Annotated in this window: 18 protein-coding genes; 13 read left to right on the top strand and 5 right to left on the bottom strand. The window is 64.1% G+C overall.

The window, feature by feature from the left end; all coding sequences use genetic code 11:
• Positions 1-14: 14 nt before the first annotated feature.
• From yidC to AC3ANU_RS02240, 5 genes are all read left to right on the top strand, one after another.
• Entirely contained in the window at positions 15-986 is a 972-nt protein-coding gene (gene yidC, locus AC3ANU_RS02220; RefSeq protein WP_018769874.1) for a membrane protein insertase YidC, read from the top strand.
• Positions 986-1,549, top strand: a complete 564-nt coding sequence (locus tag AC3ANU_RS02225; protein WP_488315376.1) for a Jag family protein — start codon at positions 986-988, stop codon at positions 1,547-1,549. Before yidC ends, AC3ANU_RS02225 begins: the two co-directional genes overlap by 1 nt.
• 20 nt (positions 1,550-1,569) lie before the next feature.
• Positions 1,570-2,220: a 16S rRNA (guanine(527)-N(7))-methyltransferase RsmG gene (gene rsmG / locus AC3ANU_RS02230; RefSeq protein ID WP_056392334.1), complete on the top strand. Its 651-nt coding sequence runs from the start codon at positions 1,570-1,572 to the stop codon at positions 2,218-2,220.
• Positions 2,221-2,309: 89 nt separating this feature from the next.
• The gene (locus AC3ANU_RS02235; RefSeq protein ID WP_315898351.1) at positions 2,310-3,392 is read left to right on the top strand and encodes a ParA family protein; all 1,083 of its coding nucleotides are present in this window, start codon (positions 2,310-2,312) and stop codon (positions 3,390-3,392) included.
• A gap of 66 nt (positions 3,393-3,458) precedes the next feature.
• The gene (locus AC3ANU_RS02240) at positions 3,459-4,763 is read left to right on the top strand and encodes a ParB/RepB/Spo0J family partition protein (protein WP_056392336.1); all 1,305 of its coding nucleotides are present in this window, start codon (positions 3,459-3,461) and stop codon (positions 4,761-4,763) included.
• 4,074 nt (positions 4,764-8,837) lie between these two features.
• Here the strand turns inward: AC3ANU_RS02240 and trxA are convergent.
• The 5 genes from trxA to AC3ANU_RS02265 form a co-directional block, all read right to left on the bottom strand.
• Positions 8,838-9,164, bottom strand: coding sequence for a thioredoxin (gene trxA / locus AC3ANU_RS02245; RefSeq protein ID WP_018769869.1), 327 nt, complete (start codon positions 9,162-9,164; stop codon positions 8,838-8,840).
• 37 nt (positions 9,165-9,201) lie between these two features.
• Complete coding sequence (gene trxB, locus AC3ANU_RS02250; RefSeq protein ID WP_488315377.1) at positions 9,202-10,158, bottom strand: thioredoxin-disulfide reductase; 957 nt, start codon at positions 10,156-10,158, stop codon at positions 9,202-9,204.
• Positions 10,159-10,381: 223 nt separating this feature from the next.
• Complete coding sequence (locus AC3ANU_RS02255; protein ID WP_488315378.1) at positions 10,382-12,031, bottom strand: discoidin domain-containing protein; 1,650 nt, start codon at positions 12,029-12,031, stop codon at positions 10,382-10,384.
• 162 nt (positions 12,032-12,193) lie between these two features.
• A complete protein-coding gene (gene murJ / locus AC3ANU_RS02260) occupies positions 12,194-14,335 on the bottom strand; it encodes a murein biosynthesis integral membrane protein MurJ (protein WP_488315379.1) in 2,142 nt (713 codons plus the stop codon).
• Between the two features lie 60 nt (positions 14,336-14,395).
• Positions 14,396-14,896: an NUDIX hydrolase gene (locus AC3ANU_RS02265; RefSeq protein ID WP_018769865.1), complete on the bottom strand. Its 501-nt coding sequence runs from the start codon at positions 14,894-14,896 to the stop codon at positions 14,396-14,398.
• A 207-nt stretch (positions 14,897-15,103) separates the two neighbouring features.
• Here AC3ANU_RS02265 and AC3ANU_RS02270 point away from each other — a divergent pair, with 207 nt between their 5' ends.
• The 8 genes from AC3ANU_RS02270 (at position 15,104) to AC3ANU_RS02305 (ending at position 24,689) form a co-directional block, all read left to right on the top strand.
• Positions 15,104-16,612, top strand: a complete 1,509-nt coding sequence (locus tag AC3ANU_RS02270) for a CCA tRNA nucleotidyltransferase (protein WP_056392343.1) — start codon at positions 15,104-15,106, stop codon at positions 16,610-16,612.
• Entirely contained in the window at positions 16,609-17,193 is a 585-nt protein-coding gene (locus AC3ANU_RS02275; RefSeq protein WP_018769863.1) for a histidine phosphatase family protein, read from the top strand. The genes AC3ANU_RS02270 and AC3ANU_RS02275 overlap by 4 nt, the downstream gene beginning before the upstream one ends.
• A 155-nt stretch (positions 17,194-17,348) precedes the next feature.
• Positions 17,349-17,483, top strand: a complete 135-nt coding sequence (locus AC3ANU_RS02280; protein WP_018769862.1) for a hypothetical protein — start codon at positions 17,349-17,351, stop codon at positions 17,481-17,483.
• Positions 17,484-17,845: 362 nt separating this feature from the next.
• Positions 17,846-17,977: a hypothetical protein gene (locus AC3ANU_RS02285; RefSeq protein WP_261377430.1), complete on the top strand. Its 132-nt coding sequence runs from the start codon at positions 17,846-17,848 to the stop codon at positions 17,975-17,977.
• Between the two features lie 50 nt (positions 17,978-18,027).
• A complete protein-coding gene (locus tag AC3ANU_RS02290) occupies positions 18,028-19,473 on the top strand; it encodes a glycosyltransferase family 87 protein (RefSeq protein ID WP_488315380.1) in 1,446 nt (481 codons plus the stop codon).
• Positions 19,466-20,908 carry a phytoene desaturase family protein gene (locus AC3ANU_RS02295; RefSeq protein WP_478222633.1) on the top strand — a complete coding sequence of 481 codons (1,443 nt, stop codon included), beginning with the start codon at positions 19,466-19,468 and terminating at the stop codon, positions 20,906-20,908. The genes AC3ANU_RS02290 and AC3ANU_RS02295 overlap by 8 nt, the downstream gene beginning before the upstream one ends.
• A gap of 66 nt (positions 20,909-20,974) precedes the next feature.
• The gene (locus AC3ANU_RS02300) at positions 20,975-22,963 is read left to right on the top strand and encodes a penicillin-binding transpeptidase domain-containing protein (RefSeq protein ID WP_018769857.1); all 1,989 of its coding nucleotides are present in this window, start codon (positions 20,975-20,977) and stop codon (positions 22,961-22,963) included.
• A 43-nt stretch (positions 22,964-23,006) separates the two neighbouring features.
• Positions 23,007-24,689 (top strand): ABC-F family ATP-binding cassette domain-containing protein, encoded by a 1,683-nt coding sequence (locus tag AC3ANU_RS02305; protein WP_488315381.1) that lies wholly within the window; start codon positions 23,007-23,009, stop codon positions 24,687-24,689.
• Positions 24,690-24,695 lie beyond the last annotated feature (6 nt).

Raw genomic sequence — 24,695 nt, forward strand, 5'->3', positions numbered from 1 at the left:
GAATAGGGATAAGTATGGACTTCTTTGGAACAATCATGGCCCCGTTCAAGTGGCTGGTTTCCATCATCATGATCGGATTCCACGATGGCTTGAGCGCCATCGGGATGCCTGCTGCGAACGGCTGGACCTGGACTTTGTCCATCATCGGACTCGTGCTGGTGATCCGTGCCGCCCTGATCCCGGTATTCGTCAAGCAGATCAAGGCCCAGCGCGGCATGCAGCTGCTGCAGCCCGACCTGAAGAAGCTCCAGGACAAGTACAAGGGCAAGACCGACCAGCTGTCCCGCCAGGCCATGGCGCAGGAACAGATGGCCATGTACAAGAAGCACGGGACCAACCCGTTCTCGGCCTGCCTGCCCATGCTGATCCAGATGCCGTTCTTCTTTGCACTGTTCCAGGTGCTCTCCGGTATCTCCGCCGCAAAGGACCAGGGCGCCGGCATCGGTGCCATGAGCCATGAGCAGGTTGTGGAATTCGACGCGTCGAGCATTTTTGGTGCTCCGCTGTCTGCCTCCCTGCTGCATGGCGGGGGTGGCGGCAACCAGGTTGCTGTGTGGATCCTTTCCATCGTGATGATCCTGGCCATGACGGCCTCGCAGTTCATCACCCAGAAGCAGATCATGGCCAAGAACATGTCCGAAGAGGCCATGGCCAGCCCGTTCATGCGGCAGCAGAAGATGATGCTTTACATCCTGCCCATCGTCTTCGGTGTGGGCGGCATCAACTTCCCCATCGGTGTGCTCATCTACTGGACCACCACCAACCTGTGGACCATGGGCCAGCAGTTCTTCGTCATCCGCCGCATGCCGACGCCGGGATCCCCCGCAGCCAAGGCCCTCGCCGAACGCCGTGCCGCCAAGGGCCTCCCCGCCCTTTCCGTCCTCACCGGCAAGCGGGATGAAGAAACCGACGCCGCCGCGGCCGCCGCACTTGAGACCAAGGGACAGCGCGTCCAGCCCCAGCGCAAGAACAGGAAGAAGAAGTAATGTCAGCCGAGAGCACCGAACACGCCCTTTCTGAAGAGATTGAAGATCAGGACGAGTCCGTGAACCAGGATGCTTCGTCCGCAAAGGTCTCCGCCGCCAGCCGCCTCGAGGAAGAGGGGGACGTGGCTGCCGACTACCTTGAGGAACTGCTGGACATCGCCGACATCGACGGCGACATTGACATCGAGGTCCGCAACGGCCGGACGTACATTTCCATCGTTGCCGACGAGGAAGCCGAGGGGCTGGAGAGCCTTGTCGGCGAGGACGGCGAGGTCCTCGAGGCCCTCCAGGAGCTCACCCGGCTGGCGGTCCTGTCCGCCACGGAAAACCGCTCCCGGCTTGTCCTGGACATCAACGGCTACCGGCAGGAACGCACCGGCCATCTGCAGAAGATCGCCGAAGACGCAGCGGCTTCCGTGAAGGAGACCGGCAAGTCCGTCGCCCTGGAACCGATGAGCGCCTACGAACGCAAGATCGTGCACGACGCCGTGGCCGACCTCGGCCTGGTCAGCGAGTCCGAGGGCGAAGGCGCCGGACGCCACATTGTTGTTTCCGCAGACTAGAGAATGCTGACCCCATAACCATGGTTGACATCACGGCAGCAGAGCTTCGCGCTGCTGAGAAGATCTTCGGCGACCGCCTGGACCTGGCAAAGCGCTACGTGGAGCATCTGGCAACGTCCGGCACTGAGCGGGGCCTGATCGGGCCGCGCGAGGTTCCCCGGCTGTGGAGCCGGCACGTGCTCAATTGTGCCGTCATCGAAAGCGAGATCGCCCAGGGAAGCCACGTTGCCGACGTCGGAAGCGGCGCCGGACTGCCCGGCCTGTGCCTTGCCATTGCGCGCCCCGACCTTGAGCTCACGCTCATTGAACCCCTGGAGCGCCGCGTGATCTGGCTCCAGGAAGTGGTTGATGACCTGGGCCTGGACAATGTCACGGTGATGCGCACCCGCGCCGAGCTCGCCGTGGGGCAGGTGGAGGCTGACGTGGTGACAGCCCGTGCGGTATCGGCGTTGACCAACCTCGCCGGCCTGACCATCCCGCTGCTTGGTGGCCACGGTGAAGTGGTGGCCATCAAGGGCCGCAGCGCCGGCGAGGAGATCGAGAAGGCTGCCAAGACCATCCGCAAATTGGGTGGTATTGAGACTTCCGTGCTGACGGTGGGCGACAACCTCCTTGAGGAACCCACCACGGTGGTCCGCATCGTTGTAAACAAGCCCCAAAAGAAGTCCTAATGCGGGCCCGCTGACGGCTGTCAGCGGGTCGGAGCAGTTAGGCTAGACAACGGCAGCAAAATTGGCTGAACGAGAGTGAGTGTGCCCCAGTGACCAGTAGTGAAGCCTCCGCACAACGGATCCCGCCGTTTGTGTCCTTGGGGTCGGCACGTTCTGTCGCTGGGTCCGGGCTTGCCGGTATAGCAATGGCACCCGGAAGAGGTGGCAATCACCCTAAAACGGTTGGTGCCGCGTCCGCCGGCAGCGCGGTTTCACGTGAAACAACCACTTCAGGTCGTTCGAACGTCATTGACGCCATCGATGATTCAAGTCCCATCGCCCGCGAGCTTGCCCACGAGACGAAGCGCCGTGAGCGCCTGATGGGACGTCAGCTCCCGCGTCCTGACAAGACCCGCATCTTCACGGTTTCCAACCAGAAGGGCGGGGTGGGCAAGACCACCACCACCGTGAATATTGCCGCGGCCCTGGCGGCTGCCGGACTGAACGTCCTGGTCATCGATATCGACCCCCAGGGCAACGCTTCCACCGCACTGGGAATTGAGCACCATGCCGACGTGGACAGCATCTATGACGTCCTGATCAATGACGTCCCGCTGGCGGATGTGGTTGCCCCGTGCCCGGACATTGGAAAGCTCATCTGTGCCCCGGCCACCATCCATCTTGCGGGTGCCGAGATTGAACTGGTTTCGCTTGTTGCCCGCGAACAGCGGTTGCGGCGTGCCATCGATGTCTACGCGAAGACCCGCGAGAAGAACGGTGAAGAACGCCTGGACTACGTGTTCATTGACTGCCCGCCCAGCCTGGGCCTGCTGACGGTCAACGCCTTTTGCGCCGCCAGCGAGGTTCTTATCCCCATCCAGTGCGAATACTACGCGCTGGAGGGCCTGAGCCAGCTCCTCAAGAACATCGAGATGATCCAGAAGCACCTCAACGCGGACCTCGTTGTTTCAACCATCCTCCTGACGATGTACGACGGCCGCACCAACCTCGCTGCCCAGGTGGCCGCAGAGGTACGCCAGCATTTCCCGGACCAGGTGCTCGCGGCTGTGGTTCCACGGTCCGTGCGGATTTCCGAAGCTCCCAGCTACCAGCAGACAGTCATGACGTATGATCCGTCCTCGAGTGGCGCACTGTCCTACCTGGAAGCCGCCGCTGAAATAGCCGAACGCTAAAATCTTCAATACCGCAACGCACGGAGCCAGGCTGGTCCGGGGCTCTACCACTGGAGGGATTTACCCATGAGCGAGAAGCGACGGGGCCTAGGCCGCGGTCTTGGCGCGCTGATTCCGAGTTCCGCCGCAACCAATGGGTCGGGCAACGGTGGGACGGTATCCCGGCCTGTGGATCTGTTCTTTCCCGAAGGACGGAAGAAAACCGAGCCGGTAGAACAACCCGCAGCCGAAGCCCCCGCGAAAACGCAGGACAAGGAAGCCACGGCTCCCGGCCAGCGCACCGCGGCAGGCAACGCAGCGGCTGCCACGACGGCGCCGGACAAAGACGGCGACGGCAGGAAGTCTGCTTCCTCAAGTCCGGAAGTTCCGGCGAAAAAGACGGCTGCCAGGAAGACTTCCGCGGCCAGCTCCAATGAGTCCCCGGAATCCTCCCCCGCCGCTGAAACCCCGGCAGTCCCCGAGGTTGTGGACAGCCCTGCCGAAGACGGTCCAGTGCCGGCCGAGACCGCCGGTGCAGACTTCCGGGAGGAATCCGGTGTTGAGCTGGTGGAAGTTCCCGGTGCCCGCTTTGCGGAAATCCCGGTGTCCGACATCCATCCGAACCGCAAGCAGCCCCGAAATGTCTTCGACGAGGATGACATGGCTGAGCTGGTGCACTCGGTGCGCGAAATCGGCGTCCTCCAGCCAATTGTGGTCCGCACCTCAACCGAATCCGGTAGCGAGCCCTATGAACTGGTCATGGGTGAGCGGCGCTGGCGCGCCGTACAGGCAGCGGGCCTGGAAACCATCCCCGCCATTATCCGTGACACAACGGACGATGACCTGCTCCGGGATGCGCTGCTTGAAAACCTGCACCGCAGCCAGCTGAACCCCCTCGAAGAAGCGGCGGCCTACCAGCAGCTCCTCGAAGACTTCGGCACCACCCACGAGCAGCTGGCGGATCGCATCGGCCGCTCCCGGCCCCAGGTATCCAACACGCTCCGCCTGTTGAAGCTGCCCCCGCTGGTTCAGCGGCGTGTTGCGGCGGGTGTGCTGTCTGCCGGCCATGCCAGGGCACTTCTCTCCCTTCCCGATGCTGCAGCCATGGAACGGCTTGCGCAGAAAATTGTCGCAGAGGGAATGTCTGTCCGCGCTACTGAAGAAGCGGTTACGCTCTACCAGGATCCGGCCAAGCCCGCCAAGAACAATATCCCGCGTCCCGGAGCACGGCACGAACGCCTGGACTACCTGGCATCCTCGCTTTCGGACCGCCTTGATACGAACGTCAAAATCTCCCTTGGTGTCAGGAAGGGTAAGGTCAGTATCGAGTTCGCCAGCGTAGAAGACCTGAACAGGATCATGGATGTCTTGGCTCCAGGTTCAACCAACTGATTCAAAGTTAGAAGGCCCGGTTCGTTGCGAATCGGGCCTTTTTGTTTTGGTGATCATTGCCCGTGGTTCCCATGGGTGGTTGATGAGGCTGTTTTCAGGCCGTTGTGTCGTTCAACCGTCCCCCAGCTAGTCCCCGAACCCTGCCTATTCCTGGTTGTTCCTGGCTGGCTTCCGCGGGGTTGCCGGCGTACATGGTGCGGCTGCACTTGTTTTGTCAGATTGGTGGCGTGCACGGGGCCGATTTAGTGCCGCTGGGAGGCCGGACAGCAGCCCCAACTCCATCTATGTACGTGCCCAGCGGTAAGTTGCAGATCCGCCATACTGGGCCCACGCTAGACGCGGGCGTCGGTGCCGGTGTCACAGAACGGTGTTCCTGACCTTTATGCGCCGGCCAGTTGTGGTGTGGTCTTTGGTGGGCCAAGGACTCATGGGCTGGTTACCCTCGTTCTTGTTTCACGTGAAACAAGGGTGAGCCCCGCCGCCTTCTGCGGTGGAATTGCTCCGCAAATCACCCCGCAAGGCCGCTTAGTGCGATGCTGCGGTGATCTGTGGCTTGCCGCCAAAGTCCGGTAACTGCACGCTCGGCCACACTCCACCCTTCTGCTGGACGCTCGCGTGGAGGACTTGCCAGATCTTGGTGAATGTAGCGCCATTGCTGGAGCGTTTTGCTCTGCATGGGGTTTCCGTCTGGGTTGAAATATTCGGCAAACGCGGCTGGTAACCGAGAATCCGGGCGCTTCGATGGACGCCCCGATTCGCGGAAGACCCAGGTTCTTGACGTTTCGCGCTTCAGCGGCACATCGGCGTCAGGTTCGGTAATTGCGGGAACATGCCCAGTGCCATATTGAGTGCGTCCGGTCCTGACACCTCGTGTGCGCAGAGAATCTCGTAGACGTCCTCGACGTGGACGACCTGGGCCGACTGTCATAGCACTATAGCCATGGAACTTCTTCAATCCTGGTGATACCCCGGAGCCATGGCGCAGGCAAAAGTTCACTATGCAAGGGTCCCCCGTATCTAGGAATGCGTTCGCGTCCACGTGCGCGGGGTTACCGTCACGCGGCTGCTCGCGGGTGTCAGTCAAGCATGACGTTTCACGTGAAACAGCCAGCTGCCATGGGGTTCGGCTGCCCGCTGAGCCAGTGGACCACGACGTGGATCCTTGATACCGATGATGCTGGACCCTTGCGGGAAGGCTACGCTCATCGTTTCCCCTGAAACAGCCAGCTGCCATGGGGTTTGGCTGCCCGCTGAGCCAGTGGACCACGACGTGGATCCTTGATACCGATGATGCTGGAGCCGTGCGGGATGGCTACGCTCCGCGTTTCACGTGAAACATGTGCGCTTGCTATGGGTAACCAGGCTCGACTGGAAGGCGTCATCCGTCAGCCCAGCAGTAATGCCGGCCCCACCAGAGTAGAGCGGACTCTATGGCCTTCGCCTCGCGTGCTCGCTCCCACACCTCTGTTCGATGCCTGCTTGGCCTCCGGCCTTATCTGGGGCGCCATAATTGTCTCCTGGCCACTGGTCGTCTCTTCGTGACGAGTCCGCCTTTTTTGGTAGCTGAGCCATATGTGGTGCTGTTCTCCGGAACGTGTCGCCGCCGCTGAATGGGTGGGCGCCGATCACTGAGTGCGGGGCTGGGATTCACCTGGATGTTGATGGCTCGCGGATTGCAGATGCGTCACCTCGTAATGGAAGGAGCACAGTCGTGGCCAGGTACCGGCAATGTCCTACTGGTGTGCGCGCTACTTTGCACCAGCCACTGTACCGGGAGGCGCGCCCGAAAGGGTGGTCTGCTTCGAAGCTCTTGAGGACCAGGAGAGGGGCTGGATAGGGTCATCACGGTACTGGCTTCTTGCGCTTCCAGAGGTGACTAACCAAAAGCCCCATCGCGGGTGGCACATGTCTCTGTCCTGTTGGCCGGCAGGAGGTCCCGTGGCTCCCCTTGGCGCAGTTGCCGGCGGAGCAGAACTGGGATGCCACGGGCTTGTGTGACCAATTTCATCGGTGGATATCCCTGTGGATAAGAGTGTGGATAACTCTGGCGGCAGGTGTGGGTAAGACTCCAGGTGCTAAAAGGTCAGTCGGGGGTCCAAGACGACAGTTCCCGCCGCGCGCGCCATCCGACTCGGAGCGCGGGTATGCGTTTCACGTGAAACAATCCTCAATGTCGTCTGCAGCCCCCGGGGACGCCGGGAGATAGCACCCGGCTGGTTGATTGCGAGCCTTTGGGGACGCACCTCCCCATCTCGGAACCGTTCGACCTGCATTTTCACGCGGATAACCGCTGGGACAACTCCTGATCTGCCGGCAGTAAAGTCTGCCATGTGATGGGGATCAGATCTGCGGAGACTGTATCGGCTGTGGATAAGTATGTGGATACTGACGCGATTGGCATGTGGAAAACTTTGTGTACAACTCTGCGCGCACCGTGGGAGTGACGGGTCGCAGGGCGGCTCGGCCGCAGGCGCGAATGCGTGGAGCTTCCGACCGGGACAGGGACATGCCCCTGCTCCAATTCACAGTGGATATCGTTTCGTGGGGCGCTGAACGGGAGGCTCCGATCCACATGTCCACGCTGGGCCATCAGCCTGGCGGTCTAGCTGCTGCTGCATTGGTTTGTGCCGCCGGCTAGAGCCCCCAGGCCGTGGTGTCGAGACGCACACAGTGTGAATGCGTCGTGAACCAGGTGAGATTGCCGCGCTTGGCCCTTAGTACGATCCTTGTTGCCTCTGCCGACCGCGAGCTGCGGGCGGACGGTCGCGTCGATCAGCGCGCGACCGTCCAGTAAGTGATTGCGGCATCTCGGTAACCGAGGTCGGATAAGCGCTTGGATAAACGAAGCAAGGGGGTCCTACGTACCGATTCTCATACCGCCTTGCACCGTAGGGTTTCCGTTACTCCTTCACTGGTGCGGGGCTACCCTTACTGCCCGTCTCCGGTCTGAGTCGCGGGCCGAGAGTGGAGATGTTTCACGTGAAACGCCGCGCACTCCCCTGTGTTTGTCATGTTTCACGTGAAACACTTCTGCGCTCCGCGGGAGCCCTGGATGCCTCTATATGGCTAACGACCTGCCATAGAATTTCCAAGTGTTCCGGAGTACGTGAGACCTCTACGGCCCACCGCAGGACCAGGGTGCACCGACAGTAGTCCGGACATGGGCGACAACAGATGCAGCGGCCTCGCTGGGCCAGCATCTCTAAGCGTCAGATTCCGTACATGCCCACAACTGCACCTCACATCATGCCCAACTCTCTGTGGTCGGGCCAGGATCGGCTGTGCCTATAGTTTGGGAGCGGGGAACTATCACCGTTCTCCTTCACCCTGCGTCAAGATGGTCAATTCCTGGCCCTACTGTGCCGGTTTCGGTCCGGTTGCAACTTCGTCCCCCCGTGACGCTCCAAAGCGACCTGGAAGTGCTGCGAGGACCGCAGCTCCACCCTCCCCGCACGTCAGGGTCTCCGGCTGCACGTAATGACTTCACTGGTCGAACAAGCCTCGCGGCCTCGGGAATAGTTCGATAGTTGTGCTCTGCCTGACATATAGGGGATCGGAACCAGAAATGACCCACCGGATAGCGGCAAGCGTGATTCATCGCCGCTCACCGCGTTGGGGGCAGCTAAAGCTCCACACCGCCACCCCATTTCTCGGGTGGTCAAGCGAGGCGAACACGGCTCGCACGCTCTCAAGAAGGGGGGGCGCACAAATTCATTGCCACGCAAGTTACGGTCGCCTAGTCCTGCTTACTCCAGGGCGGCATGACTCAAGTTCGGCACCCAGTCCACCCAGATGGATGTTTCACGTGAAACGCGACCTACTAGTAGCTGGAGGCAGTAACCCGTTGTGCGGCCCGAATGGTTGGTCCACAGTCCCGTACGAAGTACGTCGCCAGCGAAAAGGCCCTGATAGTGCAGACTAGGCGTTTCATGCCCTGTCGAACGAATGTTTCACGTGAAACCCTGTCTGACCCGTCCCATCTCAATGGGCGCAGACAAAAAATTGACCACCGCCCCCAGGGCGATGGCCAACTTTGTGCAGATCCCACTTCCTGCCTACCGCAGGGAGGGGTGCTCAGGAGAGAACGTCTGCGAATTCCTTTTCGAAGAACTGCTTCGGCTTGGCACCGATAACTGTGCTCTTCACTTCGCCACCCTGGAAAAGGTAAACGGCAGGAATGGAAGTGATTCCATACTCAGCGGCGATGGCAGGGTTGTCGTCTACGTTGACCTTGACGACGTCAACCTTTTCACCATACTCCACGGAAATCTCATCCAGGATAGGTCCGAGCTTACGGCAGGGCCCGCACCATTCGGCCCAGAAGTCCACGATTACCGGCTTTTCGGCGGACAGAACGTCGGAGCCGAAACTTGCGTCAGTTACATCTTTAGCGTTGCTCATAACCTTATCTTTCTCTTCGGATAACAGTGGGGGCAGATTATGCCGGCAGGTCGGCCAGGTAGTGCTCGACGTCTATTGCCGCGACACAGCCGGAACCGGAGGCGGTGATGGCCTGGCGGTAGGTAGGGTCAACAACGTCTCCGGCAGCGAAGACGCCGGGAAGGCTGGTACGGGAGCTGCGACCCTCCACGGCGATGGTTCCCTCAGGCGTCAGCGCGAGGACATCCTTGACGAGGTCCGTACGGGGATCGTTGCCGATAGCGACGAAGACACCTGTCACTGCGAGGTCCGACAAAGATCCGTCCAACAGGTTCTTCAACCGAATACCCGTCACTTTGTCCGTTCCCAGCACATCGTCCACGGTGCTGTTCCAAACAAAGTTGATCTTGTCGTGTGCCAGTGCCCGGTCCGCCATGATCTTTGAGGCTTTCAGCGAATCGCGACGGTGAACAACCGTTACCGATTTCGCAAACTTGGTGAGGAACAGGGCCTCCTCCATGGCGGAATCGCCACCGCCGATTACGGCGATGGCTTGATCCTTGAAAAAGAAACCGTCACAGGTTGCGCACCAGCTGACACCGTGCCCGGACAGGCGCTTCTCGTTAGGCAGGCCAAGTTCCCTGTATGCGGAACCAGTGGAGAGAATGACCGCCTTCGCCTTGAAGGTCTCCCCCGTGGCGATGGTCACCGTCTTGATGGCGCCCTCAAGTTCGAGCGTGGTTACATCCTCGAACTGGATCTCGGTGCCAAAGCGTGCCGCCTGCTTCTCGAAGTTCTCCATGAGGTCCGGCCCCATGATCCCTTCCGGAAAGCCGGGGTAGTTTTCAACGTCGGTGGTGTTCATCAACTCCCCGCCGGCGGTCACTGAACCCGCCAGCAGCAGAGGCTTGAGGTTCGCCCTGGCTGTGTAGACGGCGGCCGTGTAGCCCGCCGGGCCGGAGCCCACAATGATGACGTCGCGAACGCCGGACGCCGTCTTCTCTTCGATGGTCACTGGACCGTGAACCTCTTCCTTGTTCGACTCGCCTCCCCGTGGAGGCCGGCCACATGGCACAACTGTGTCCGCGTGCTGAATATTCCAGCGCCCGGGCAAGGTGAACCACCGGGGAAGTCAGAGGACCAGCCGTCGCAGGGCGCTCTTTCCAGACTACATTCCCGCTGCGGGTGCCGGTGGGCGGCAGTAACAGCGCCGGTAACACCCGCAGGCGGAAAGACGCCTACTGGACCTTGATTTCAGCCAGCCGGAGACCGTAGCCGTAGCGGGTCTTGGGAGCCGCCAGCTTGGGAAGGGAATTGATGGAGACAATCACGTACTGTGCCTGCACCGGTTCCGGAAGGGGCATGTTCAGGTCTGTGGACGTGAAGCTGTTGGTTCCTACTGCCTTGGCTCCGTCCATGGTGGGCCGGTCATTGGTGTAGACCGTGATGTTGCCCCCCGATCCCCCGAGCTGGGAGAGCGTGATGGAGGAGACAGTGGCAGCGCTCTTCAGCTTCACAACGAGGGGGACGCCCTGCGGGGCCAGGCCACCCCAGTTTTCCGTGGCGAATTCCATATCGGACCAGTAGCTGGCGGCATTGCCGTCGTAGGCCTTGACCAGATCGCCATCGAAGGTGGCGGCGAAGTCGAAGTTCCCCTGCCGGCTGACGCTCTCGATGGCCGGCGGAACGGCGGGCGGCGCCGACGGTGCTGCCTGAGTGGCAGGCGCTGATGCCTGGGAGTTGGTGGTTGCGGGGCCAGCTGTCGGCTTGGCCTGAGGCCCCGGCGTAAAGAGGCTGCCCAGGTTGGTCACGGCGAAGATCAGGCCGGCGATCAGCACAACGGCCAGGAGCCCGCCCACCAGCCAGCGCATGGATCGGGGCTGGTTTTCGGACTCATCACGATCGTCGTCGTCATCCTCGGCACGGTCCGCGAAGGCGACGCCGGCGGCAGCGGGCGCAGCCGCACGTGCAAAGAGGGCTGCCTTCCCCTTGACTGGATGCGATTCCTGCGGGGATTCGTGGGTCTCCTCGTAGTGGTCCTGATCCCCTGACTGCGCATAGTCGTCGTCGGACCACAGGGAAACCTTGGGCGTCCGGTCCTCAGCGGTTGGCTGGACCTGCTGCCGTGGGGTGCTTGCGGCAGCGGTATCGTTGGGTCCTGTGTCCGCCTCCGCAGCGCTGGCGCGTCCGGACTGGGTCTGGGCATTGGTTGCCACCGGCTGCGCTGCAGTGGCATCCGGATCCATCCGGGAGGACCCGTTTCCCTTGTTCGAAGCAGCACCTGCAGCCCCACCGGCCGCTGCAGCAGCAGCCGCTGCGGCCGCACCAGCGCCCGGAGCGGCCCCGGCAGCGCGCACTGGTGCGGCGGGCTGCTGGGCAGCGGGACGAACGGACGGCCTGGGCGGTACGGCCGGCGCTGAACGGTATGGATCAACCTGGCTGGGGTGCGAATCGGCGTAGTTGATGTATCCGGCGTCGACGTGGTCTTCCTCGTCGTACGGCTCCGGCTCGTGCGACCGCGGCTGGCCGAAGATTTCACTGCCCAGCGTGTCCGTGAAGAATGGCTCCACGTACGGCGGATTGGGCGCAACCACCAAGTCCAGCAGGTCGGCGGCGGATGTGTGGTTGGTGATGAGGTAGGTGGCGTCCTCGGTGACGCCAAGGTCCAGGACCTGAACGGTGCCGGGACGTTCGCCGGTGGCGACTTCGCGGGCGCTCTGCGCAACCTGTTCGGTGTTCTCCGGGCCGGCAACCAGGATGCTGACCGGGCGGTTGAGGACCTGGTCCACACCGTCCAGCACCAGATCGTGGTCGTGCGAGGCCAACACTGTGGCGGTGACCTTGTAGCGGCCGCCCAGTACTGATCCGACGTCGATCGGGTTGGACACGTGTTCCTCCTAGACTGTCCGGGATTGCCGGTCTGATGACGCAACCGCCGTTCGGGTGCCGCGAACGGCAAACCCGTAATGCAACTACCCCTGTACCTGTTCGATCCTAGCCGATCCGCCCCAAACGGCTGCGGAGAAGACGTGCGCCAGACCGGACGGAATTTACTTTTTCCGCTTGCGCCTGGTCTTGAAATACGGGTTCTCGCCGGGCTTCCCCTGGTAGGTGCGGCGGCCGGGAAGCGGGATCTGTTCCCTGAGCAGGCCGCCGCGGGCGGTGCCGGGCTGGTCCTCCCCCGGCAGGTAGGCGTCCTCGGCACCCTGGGCCGTGCCGCCGTCGTACATCTGCGGACGGTGCGTCCCACGCTGCGGGTCCGGGCCGGCACGGAAGGAGACGGCGTCGAATTCACCGGAGATACGGGGGATAAGGCCGGTATCAACGGACGTGGTGGCCCGCTCCGGGCGGTGACCGCGCTCCCCGTCCACAGCTTCAGCGGGAGGGGACGACGGCGCGTCCCCGGCGTCCGGAGCAGGGGCCTGGCTGCCGCGGCCAAACCTGCCCAGCAGGGGCCGGAGCATGTCGGTGAGCTCTGAGACCCGAAACAGCTTGAGAAGGACGAAGTACACCACCAGCATGACGGGTCCCACCACAATGACGGTGACCAGGGCAGTGATCCGGTTCTGCCATGCGAAACCGTCCGGGTTGTAGCTGCCCATGAGCCACAGGGCGCCCGCACCGGCGATTGCCGAACCGAGGGCCGCGTACCCCATGCGGATGTAGGAGTTGGCGATCCGTGGGCCGTCGAGGTGGCCCAGCATGCGCCGCAGGAAGAACGCGCTGATGACCACCGAGAGGATGTTGCCCACCATGTAGAGGACGGCAATGGCATAGATGATCTGGCCCACCGGCAGGAACTGGATGGCAAACGCCCCCGCCACGTACACCACGGCGAGCAGCAGCTGGACATAGAACGGCGTGCGGGCGTCCTCGTTGGCGTAGAACACGCGGGACATCATGAAGTTGGCACTCATGAACGGAGTGCTGAGGGCCAGGATGGTGAGCGTCTGGGCCAGCATGACGCCGTCCTGCCGCAGTCCGCCGGAGAAGAACATGCCCAGCGGACCGGCCAGGGCAAACAGTGCCAGCGCCCCGAACACAGTGGCCACGGCCATGGTCCGCAGGCCGTGGGAGAGGGCATCGCGCAGTTCAGCCCGGTTGCCGTCCTGCGATGCCCGCGTCATCCGGTTGAAGAGCACGGTGGCCAGCGACAGGGCAATGATCGAGTGCGGCAGCAGGTACAGCTGGCTGGCCACTTCAAGGACCGCGTTGCCGGGCAGGGTGTATGCCGACGGGTCCCCCGCCTGCTGCAGGCGGATGCGTTCGGCGCCGGGAATGGTGGCGATGCGCATAACGTACAGGAAGGCGAGCTGCCCGACGGCGGCCGTCAGGAGCGTCCATACGCTCAGCCTGGCTGCGTGGCCCAGCCCCACGCCGCGCCAGCCAAACCGTGGCCGGAGGCCGAGCTTCAGCCGGAAGACCGGGACCAGCAGGATGGCTGTCTGGGACAGCACGCCGATGGTGGAGAATCCTGCCACCAGGAGCGTTTGCGTTGATCCCCAGTTGTCCAGGTTGTGCGGGTTGACCTCGTTGCTGCCGAAAATCCAGATGAACATGCCCAGGCCGGCGATGGCCACCAGGTTGTTCATGATGGGCGCCCACATGGCAGGGCCAAAGGCGCCGTTGGCGTTCAGGACCTGGGTGAGCAGGGCGTAAAGGCCGTAGAAGAAGATCTGCGGCAGGCACCAGAACGCGAAGGTGACCGCCAGAGCCTTTTGCTGGGGTGAATAGCCCTGGGTGGTCAGTTCGATCACGCCGGGAGCTGCCAGGGTGACCACGGCCGTCAGGCCGAACAGGAGCAGGACAGCCAGCGTCAGCAGCCGGCTGATGTAGTCCGCTCCCCTGTCCGGAGCCTTGCTGGCCTTGATGATCTGTGGGACCAGGACCGCGTTGAACACGCCGCCGGCCACCAGGAGGAAGATCAGGTTGGGCAGGTTGTTGGCGTTGATGAACGTGTCATTGACCGTTGAGCCCAGGCCCAGGGCGGTACCGAGCATCCAGGTCTTGCCGAAGCCCAGGAAACGCGAAACCAGCGTTCCGGCGGCCATGATGGCGCTGGAACGGGTTTCGCTGGGGCCAGCGGCCACGGGCTGGGCCAGGTCCGGAGCGGCCGGCTCCGGGGGCACGCCGTCGGGTGCCGCGTCATCGGGCCGGCCGGACCGGTCGGAAGGAAAGTTGGTAGCTGACATCGACTTCATCGTCTCACCCACCGGCACTTAACACCGCAATGGCGACGGCGGCGTCCGGGCTTAGAGGTGTCCGGGCAGGACGTCACGGGCGAGGTCGGCGATGCGGCGTTCGTTGGGGAATGACAGCTTCCGGGCAAGTTCCTGGATGGGGACCCACGCCACGTCCACGGCTTCCTGGTCGGGATCGTTCTCGATGGTGAGTTCGCCGCCTGTGGCCCGCAGGAGGTAGTGGTGCACGGTCTTGTGGACCCGGTGGCCGCTGACGGTGAACCAGTAGTCGATGCTGCCAAGCGGCGCCAGGATGGTGCCCTCGATGCCGGTTTCCTCGGCAATCTCACGGACCGCGGCCTCTTCGTTGTTTTCCTTGCCCTCCGGATGGCCCTTGGGCAGGCACCACTCGAGGCGGCCACCCCTATTAAGGCGGGCGATGATCGCAACCCTCAACCCGGCGTCGGACGTATCCACCACGACACCGCCGGCCGAGACTTCCTCGACCGTAGGCAGCGACGCCGGTGCCGATTGCTGGGCAGGGGCAACGTGCGCCCCGATTGCCGACGGCAATGGTGCGTTCGTCCTCCTGCCTGGAGCGCTCGGTACTGGATGGGCCATGGAGTCCACTCTAACGACTGTTGCCCTTCCGTGATGACCGGAACATGACACCAACATGGACAGGATATGACGCACTTTCCGGCGGCGAAGGTCAATTGGCCCGGATCGTGACGCTTTTTGGACTGCCGCGGCGCTGGTTTCTGCCAAGCTTAAGGAACTATGTCGCACGCACATCACAAGATTGATTCCCACACTGTCGACTTCAAGGTGGACCCGGTGGTCCTGGAGCTCGGCCGGCGCTTCGTGGACGCCGGCCACGAGCTGTCCCTGGTGGGCGGTCCGGTGCGTGACCTGTTCCTTGGGCGGACCTCCCCCGACCTTGACTTCACCACCGACGCCACGCCGGACCAGACCGTGGCCCTGATCAAAAAGTGGGCGGACAACTTCTGGGAAATCGGGCGCGCCTTCGGCACCATTGGCATGCGCAAGGCCGGCTTCCAGATTGAGATCACCACGTACCGGGCCGAGGCGTACGATCCCGATTCGCGCAAGCCCGTGGTGGCGTTCGGTTCCTCGCTGACTGATGACCTGCTGCGCCGCGACTTCACCATTAACGCCATGGCGTTGAAGCTGCCCTCCATGGAGCTGGTGGACCCCTTCGGCGGCGTCCGCGACCTCCACGCCTCCGTGCTGGCCACCCCCGGCGCGCCGGAAGCTTCCTTCTCCGACGACCCCCTGCGGATGATGCGGGCCGCCAGGTTCGCCGCGCAGCTGGGCGTCTCGGTCCACGATGACGTGCGGGACGCAATGACAGGCATGGCGGACCGGATCAAAATCATCTCCGCCGAGCGCGTGCGGGATGAACTGGTCAAGCTGATTTGCGGTGCCCGGCCACGGACGGGCATCGACCTCCTGGTGGAAACCGGGCTGGCCGAGCATGTACTGCCCGAGGTTTCCGCTCTCCGCCTCGAATCCGACGAGCACCACCGGCATAAGGACGTCTACCAGCACTCGCTCCAGGTCCTGGAGCAGGCAGCCGAGCTCGAAACCGACGCGGAGGGTCCGGTGCCCGGACCGGACTTCGTGCTGCGCTTCGCTGCATTGATGCACGACGTCGGGAAGCCGGCTACGCGCCGCTTCGAACCGGGCGGCGCGGTGAGCTTCCGGCACCACGACATGGTGGGTGCCAAGCTCACCTCCAAGAGGATGAAGGCGCTGCGGTTCGACAATGACACCATCAAGGCCGTGGCACGCCTGGTGGAGCTCCACATGCGCTTCTACGGCTACGGCGACGCCGGCTGGAGCGACTCGGCCGTCCGCCGGTACGTGACCGATGCTGGTCCGCTGCTGGAGCGCCTGCACCGCCTGACCCGCTCCGACGTCACCACCCGGAACCAGCGCAAGGCCGAGCGCCTGGCCTTCGCCTACGACGACCTCGAAGCCCGCATCGCCGCACTCCGGGAACAGGAGTCCCTGGACGCAGTTCGCCCGGACCTGGACGGGGCCAGGATCATGGCCGTGCTGGGACTCAAACCGGGGCCTGTGGTGGGCCGCGCCTACAAGTTCCTCCTGAATGAACGGATGGAACACGGACCACTGCCCACCGCGGAAGCTGAGGCGCGCCTGCTCCGGTGGTGGGCCGAACAGCCTGAATCAGCACCTGCCGGACCCGGCCCTGGAGTCTCTTCCGCCGCCGTCGAACCTTCACCCGTTGAGGAGTCCAAGTGACCAACCCCGCCTTTGCCCCGCGCCCCCAGCTCTGGATCCTCCGCCACGGCGAAACCGAATGGTCAAAGAGCGGGCAGTACACCGGCCTCACCGACCTCCCCCTCACGGTGGAAGGCGAGCAGCAGGCCGTGGAGGCCCGCAAGGTGCTGGACGGCGTCGACTTCGACCTGGTGCTCACGTCCCCGCTGCGGCGGGCACGGCGGACAGCCGAACTCGCCGGCTTCCCCGATGCCCGGCATGAACCGCTCGCGGTCGAATGGAACTATGGCGACTACGAGGGCATCAGTTCGGACCTGATCCGCAAGGACAACCCCGACTACCTGATCTGGACCCACGGCGTGCCCAACGGGGAGACACTCGACGAGGTTGCCGCCAGGGCGGACAAGATCATCGGCCGGATCCTGGAATCCGGGATGGACAATGTGCTGATCGTGGCGCACGGGCACTTCTCCCGGATCCTCACCGCGCGCTGGCTGGAATTGCCGCCCACGGAAGGCCGGCATTTCATCCTGGGCACGGCGAAGGTCTGCACGCTTGGATGGGATAAGAAGACCCCCGCCATTGTCCGCTGGGGCCTCTAAATACCCCTATTCAAAAGTTTTCTTCTTTTCTCCGGAAATTGCTGGTCTTCCGCGAATTCCTGGGGTACCTTTATTCCTGACCCCACGGCAATCTGCCGGGGTTAAAGACCGCATTGCAATCCACGCAGCGGACAGTAGAAAAGGAGGTTGGGATAATGATGACTTTGACTGGCGAATGGAATGCCTCCATCAATGCATTCCCGGCCTTTGCTGATCCTGTGCGCGTGGCTTCGGTCAACTCGGGTTACCGCCGGCCGGCGGACCTCCCGGGCCTGCTGCGACGCCGCTAGGCGCCAGCCACCTGGCCGCGGGCCACGGTGCCAGTACCGTCAAGGCCCAGGCGGGACTCCATGTCCAGGACGGGCCGTCCAGGCCGGACCACCGTACTTCTCCGCTGACTTCCGGGAACTGCTGCTGCCCAGGCCTCCCCTTCGCAGCCGCATAGTCCCGCATTTGCCACAGCTCTCCCACCGGCATTGCGGTTCACTCCCGGCTCCCGGTAGTCCGCGCTGCCACTGCGCTCCTGCGCAATTCCACTAATTCCCCCGGTGAATTCCTTGCGCCCAAATTTCCGCGCTTTTGCGCACTGAAAAGGGGTGCTAATTCGCCATGCACTTTTGTTCCTTATAACCGAAGAAAGGAGGTGGCTCCCTTGATGCAAAAAATCATGGGACTCCTGTCCCGGCCCCTGCAGCGCCGCAGTTCCTTTAACAGCGCCCTGCTGGAGCAGCACCGGAACGACGTTTTCGTGCTCATGCACCAGCAAATAGGTGGCCTGCGCTGAAGGGCCGGCCCCCAAACCCCCGGCAGGGGGCCGGCTGTAAGCTCGAAGCCATGCACGAGACCCAGTCGCCGGACAGCGGACGACGGCCCCGAATCGTAGTGCCCAGCCGCAGCGATGCCCTGCTGCGGAATTTCACCGAGGTGATCGGCGGCCCGCTGGGATCCAGGACAGATCCCGGCGTGGTCTCCCCCGGTATCTACTCGGTGGAACGGGTGCTCATTGTCCTCACGGCCCTGGCAGCCCTGGTGGGGGTCCTGCTGAAGGGCTATTGCAGGGCCAACGGCTGGGAGACGCCCACGCAGTTCTATGCCACGTGTTACTCGGATTTCCCCGAATTGTTCCGCAACCGCGGCATGGCCGCGGGAATCTTTCCCATCCTGGGCAGCGGCAGCCAGTTCGAATACCCGGTGCTCCTTGGGCTGATTGCGGGTGTGACGGCCTGGCTGGTACCCGGCGGAGAGGCCGGTGCCCGCGCCCTGGCCTACTTTGACATCAACGCGGTGCTGCTGGCGGCGGTGGCCATGGCCACCGTGCTGGTGACAGCACGCATGCCCGGCCGCCGTCCGTGGGATGCGGCCATGGTGGCGGTGGCTCCGGGGATCGTGCTGGCCGGAACCATCAACTGGGACCTTTGGGCCGCATGCCTGCTTGCCCTGGGGATGTACTTCTTTGCCCGGCAACGGCTTGTGCCCGCCGGGGTCATGATTGGCCTCGCCACGGCCACCAAGCTGTATCCGCTGCTGGTGCTGGGCGCCATCCTGCTGCTTGCAGTACGCACGGGAAGATGGCGCCCGCTGCTGGTGGCCGGCGGCAGCGCGGCCGCCACCTGGCTGGCAGTGAACCTGCCGTTCGCGGCTGCCAACCCTTCCGGGTGGGCCTTCTTCTTCCAGTACAGCGCTGAGCGGGGCGCCGGGTACAGCTCAGCCTGGTTTGCCTACAACCTGGTGGCGGACAGGCTGGGCTGGTCCGGGCTTGGCGCCGGTGCCGTCAGCATGTTTTCCACCGGGTTCTTTGCCGTGGCCTGTGCAGGCATTGCCGCTGTTGCGTTGACGGCCCCCCGCCGTCCCCGCATGGCGCAGCTCGCCTTCCTGATCGTGGCGGCCTTCATCCTTACCAGCAAGGTGTATTCGCCCCAATACGTGGTGTGGCTCATTCCGCTGCTGGCCCTGGCCCGGCCGCGGTGGCGCGACTTCCTGGTCTGGCAGGGCATCGAAGCCCTGCATTGGGCTGCGATATGGATGTACCTTGGACAGGTGACCAGCGCAGGTTCCTCCCAGCACAACCTGGACATGCCCTACTACGTCCTGGCGGTGGCCGCGCATATGGCCGCGGTGGCCTATCTCATGGCACGCGTCGTCTGGGACATTTACGATCCCGCCTATGATCCCATCCGCCGCCACCACCTGGACGACCCCCACGGCGGCCCCTTCTCCAACGCGCCGGACCGGATCCGGCTGGCTTCATTCCGCGCGGCGAAGGCGGGGTCCCGTGCCTGATGTGGCAGTAGTAGGGTCCGGCCCCAACGGACTCTCCGCGGCAGCGGTGATGGCGCGGGCCGGCCTGTCAGTGGAGGTCTTCGAGGCCGCAGCGACGATTGGCGGCGGAACCCGGACCACGGAGTTGATGCAGCCCGGGCACTTCCATGATGTCTGCTCCGCCGTGCACCCAATGGCTGTGGCCTCCCCTTTCTTCCGCGCTTTCGAGTTGCCCCGAAGGGTGGACCTCATCACCCCGGACGTGTCCTTCGGTTCCCCGCTGGAAGGTGGCCGGGCAGCCCTGGCCTATCAATCGATGGACAGGACCGTTGAAGGACTGGGCCGGGACGGACCCGCGTACCGCCGGCTCATGGAGCCACTGGTCCGCCACATTGACGACGTCATGGACTTCACCCAAAACCAACTCCTCCGGATCCCCCGGAACCCCCTGGTGGCCGGCGTCTACGGCCTGCGGACCCTGGAACAAGGGACCGGGCTGTGGAACCTTCGGTTCCGGGAGGAACTGGCGCCGGCCCTCCTCAGCGGTGTGGCCGCCCATGCCATCTCCCACCTGCCCTCCCTCGCCGCCTCCGGAGCCGGGCTGATGCTTGGTGCCCTGGGACACGCCGTGGGATGGCCCATCCCCCGCGGCGGTTCCGCATCCATCGCCGCAGCCCTCGCGGACGACATCCGCGCCCACGGAGGAGTCATCCACACCGGAACCCCGATTGACCGGTTGGAACAGCTTCCTGCCACCCGCGCCACGCTGCTGGACGTGGCACCCCGGGGGTTGCTGGACATGGCAGGGGAATCACTTCCCGGACATTACCGGCGGGCCCTGGAACGCTTCCGTTACGGCAATGGCTCCTGCAAGGTGGACTTCATCCTGTCCGGGCCGGTGCCGTGGCAGGCCAGCGGACTTTCCGACGCCGGCACCGTGCACGTGGGCGGCACGCGGGCCGAGCTGGCACGCTCGGAAAACGAAGTCAGTGCCGGACACCATCCTGAACGGCCATATGTGCTCGTGGCCCAGCCGTCCCGCTTCGACGCAGGCCGCGCCCCTGCAGGCCGGCACACACTGTGGACGTACTGCCATGTTCCCTCCGGCTCGACGAAGGACATGACCAGCCAGGTTGCCGCGCAGCTGGAACGGTTCGCCCCGGGATTCCGCGATCTTGTGGTGGAATCACACGTCATCACCGCAGCGGAGTTGGCTGAATACAACCGGAACTACATTGGGGGCGATTTCAGCGCCGGCATTATGGACGTCCGGGGTCTGGTCCAGAAGCCGGTGGTGTCCCCCATCCCGTGGCGGACGCCGCTGCTGGGCGTCTACCTGTGTTCGTCGTCGACACCGCCGGGTCCCGGGGTGACGGGCATGCCCGGGCTGCATGCCGCAACGTCCGCCCTGAAGGACGTCTTCAAACTGCCGGTGCCGGACCTGGGGCTCTCATAACGCTCCATGACCCGGGACTGAACACGCGTGGCGCTGATGTCAGCCGGCCCGGGGGATAATGGCGCGATGGGGAAAACAACAAAACTTTCGCTTGCCATAACTGCGCTCATTATCGGAACCTCGCTGGTGGCCTGCGATGACGGAAAGTCCGGCGCCGAAGCCGCGGCACGGCAGCTGGCCGGCGCAGTCTCGGCGCTCGATGTAGGGTCCGTGGCTTTCGACGGCAAGGACGCCGCCGCAGCGAACGACCAGCTGCACCAGGTCTTCGCGGCCCTGGACCCCCAAAAACCCGAGGTCCAGGCAGGCGGACTCACGCTGGACGGGGACAAGGCCTCCGCACCCCTGAACTACACCTGGAAGTTCGGCGACGCGGAATGGAAGTACACCATCGCAGCGAACTTCAGGAAGTCCGGCGATAAATGGCTCACCGTCTGGGATCCGGCCATCCTGGCACCGGGCCTCGGGGACAGCGAAATCGTGACCAAAGGATCCCAGACCCCCCAGCGCGCAGACATCCTGGGCGCCGGAGACGTCCCGCTGGTGACCTACCGCCCCGTGGTGAATGTGGGCATCGACAAGCCCCAGTTGGGCAGCGCAGACCCCGCCGATTCCGCCGGCAAACTGGCTGCCCTGGTGGGAGTGGACCCTGCCGCCTACGTGCAGCAGGTCAAGGCAGCAGGTGCCCAGGCCTTTGTTTCCGCCATCACCCTCCGCGAAGAGGGCCGTACCATCACCGATGCACAGATCCAGGCCATTCCCGGCGCCCGCGGCATCCCGGCATCCATCCCCCTGGCCCCGAGCAGGACGTTTGCCCGGGCCGTGCTCGGGTCGGTAGGGGAAGCGACGGCGGAACAAATCGAGGCGTCCGATGGCGCCCTGGCCCCCGGGGACGTCACGGGCATCGGAGGGCTCCAGCAGCAGTATGACGAACAGCTCCGCGGATCGGACGCCGTTGTCATCCGCGCGCAACGGGCCGACCTCACGCGCGAACAGATCCAATCCGCCGGCACCGACCCCCGCCGCGTCCTCTTCCAGGTGGAGCCCAAGCCCGGGACGCCGTTGAAGACCACCCTCGATCCGCGGCTGCAGACGCTGGCTGAGGGCATCCTGGAGCCGGTGGGGCCGGCGTCAGCCATCGTGGCCCTCCGACCCTCCACCGGAGCCGTGCTGGCAGCGGCTTCCGGGCCGGGCAGCAACGGCTATAACACGGCAATGCTGGGACAGTACGCCCCGGGATCGATCTTCAAGATGGTGGATTCCCTGGCCATGTTCCGGAACGGGATGACGCCCGACTCCACCATCCAGTGCACCCCCACGCTCACGGTGGACGGGCGGACCTTCAAAAACTCGGAAGGCTACCCCGAGACCTCTTTGGGCGCGGTGACCCTGCGGGACGCCTTTGCCCACTCCTGCAACACTGCCTTCATCTCCCAGCGTGACTCGGTGTCGCAGGGCCAGCTTGAAGCCGCTGCCACGTCCATGGGAGTGGCGGTGGAGGCGCCGAAACTTGGCGCCGAAGCCTTCCTGGGCTCCGTTCCAGGGCAGGCGCAGGGCACCGAACACGCAGCGTCCATGATTGGCCAGGGCAAGGTATTGCTCTCCCCGTTGGCCGCAGCAATCATGGCCGGCTCCGTGGCCAAGGGCGCCCCCGTCGCCGCGCAGCTGGTCCTCAACCCCGACGCCGGTGCGCCCGCTGCCGGAACAACGGCAGGTTCCACTGCCCCCGCGGCCGACCGGTCCGCAACCGCCGCTGCCGAGGCACCCTCCACCGCCTCGGACAAGCCGATCACGGCTGCGGAGGCGGCGTCGCTGGCAGACATGATGCGCGCCGTCGTCACGTCCGGCCACGCGGGGTTCCTGTCCAGCGTCCCCGGGGCACCGGTAGGGGCGAAGACCGGAACCGCCGAATTCGGCACCGAGACTCCGCCAAAGACGCACGCCTGGATCGTGGCCGTCCACGGGGACCTGGCCGTAGCCGTCTTCGTGGAGGACGGCGGCCTGGGCGCCACCACCTCCGGCCCGCTGCTGAAGCAGTTCCTCACCGCCGCCGGCTAGGGGACCCCGCCAGGCAAGGGACCGGCGTGGGAGGATTGACGGTGTGGCCCATATTGACGTTTCCGGCATCGACTACTTCCTCTCCGACGGCACCCAGCTCCTGAACGGAGTGACCTTCAAGGTCCCTGACGGCACCAAGACCGCCCTCATCGGGCCCAACGGCACGGGGAAGACCACGCTGTTCCGGATCATCGCCGGAGACCTGGTCCCGGACGAGGGCGTCATTGGGCGGTCCGGAAACATGGGCATCATGCGCCAGTTCGTGGGGCAGGTGCGGGACGGCTCCACCGTCCAGGACCTCCTGGTGTCCGCCGCTCCCCCGGCCCTGGCAGCCGCTGCCCGCGAGGTGGATGACGCCGAGCTGGCCATGATGGAGGACGACGACGAGCCCACCCAGATGCGGTACGCCCAGGCCATCGTGGATTGGGGGGACGCCGGCGGCTACGACGTCGAGACCGTCTGGGACGAGGTCTGCATGGCCGCGCTGGGGCTGCCCTTTGACCGCGCACAGCACCGCCCGGCGTCGACCCTTTCCGGCGGCGAGCAGAAGCGCCTGGTGCTGGAAGCACTGTTCGCCGGCCCGGACGATCTCCTCCTTTTGGACGAGCCGGACAACTACCTTGACGTGCCGGGCAAGCGCTGGCTCGAGGAGAAGCTCAATGACTCCAGGAAAACCGTCTTCTTCATCAGCCACGACCGCGAGCTGCTGAACAACGCCGCCGGGCGCATTGTCACCCTTGAGCCGGGGATCAACGGGGCCGCCGCGTGGATCCACGGGGGCGGATTCGAATCGTACGTGGAGGCCCGGGCGGACCGGAACGCCCGGTTCGAGGAATTGCGCAAGCGCTGGGACGAGGAGCACATCAAGCTCAAGGAACTCGTCAACATGTACAAGAACAAGGCCGCGTTCCGCTCCGACATGGCCAACCGCTACCATGCCGCCCAGACCCGGCTGGCAAAGTTCCTTGAAGTGGGGCCGCCCGAGGCGCTGCCCATCGAGCAGAACGTGCAAATGAGGCTCAAAGGCGGACGGACCGCCAAGCGCGCCATCGTGGCGGAGAAGCTGGAACTCACCGGGCTCATGAAGCCCTTTTCCACGGAAGTGTGGTTCGGCGACCGCGTGGGCGTGCTGGGCTCCAATGGTTCCGGCAAGTCGCACTTCCTGCGGCTGCTGGCCACTGGCGGCACTGACCCCGAACGCGAACACCTGCCCGTGTCCGATGTTGACATCGCCGAGGTACCGCACGAAGGCACCGTCAAGCTCGGTGCCAGGATCCGGCCGGGATTCTTTGCCCAGACCCATGTCCGTCCCGACCTGCTGGGAAAGACCCTGCTGGAAATCCTGCACCGCGGCGATGAACACCGTTCCGGGCTGGGCCGGGAGGCCGCCGCGGGTGCCCTGGACGGCTACGGCCTGGCGGGACAGTCGGAACAGAAGTATGAGTCACTCTCCGGCGGCCAGCAGGCGCGGTTCCAGATCCTCCTGCTTCAGCTCAGTGGTGCCACCCTGCTGCTGCTAGACGAGCCCACGGACAACCTGGACCTGCACTCCGCTGAAGCGCTGGAGCGGGCCATTGACCACTTCGAGGGAACTGTCCTGGCGGTCACCCACGACCGCTGGTTTGCCCGGACCTTCGACCGGTTCATCGTATTCGGCTCCGACGGGAAGGTGTACGAGTCGGCGGAGCCGGTGTGGGACGAACAGAGGGTGGCGCGCAGCCGCTGAGCTGTC

It is taken from the genome of Arthrobacter sp. SDR-2R, from assembly GCF_057747955.1.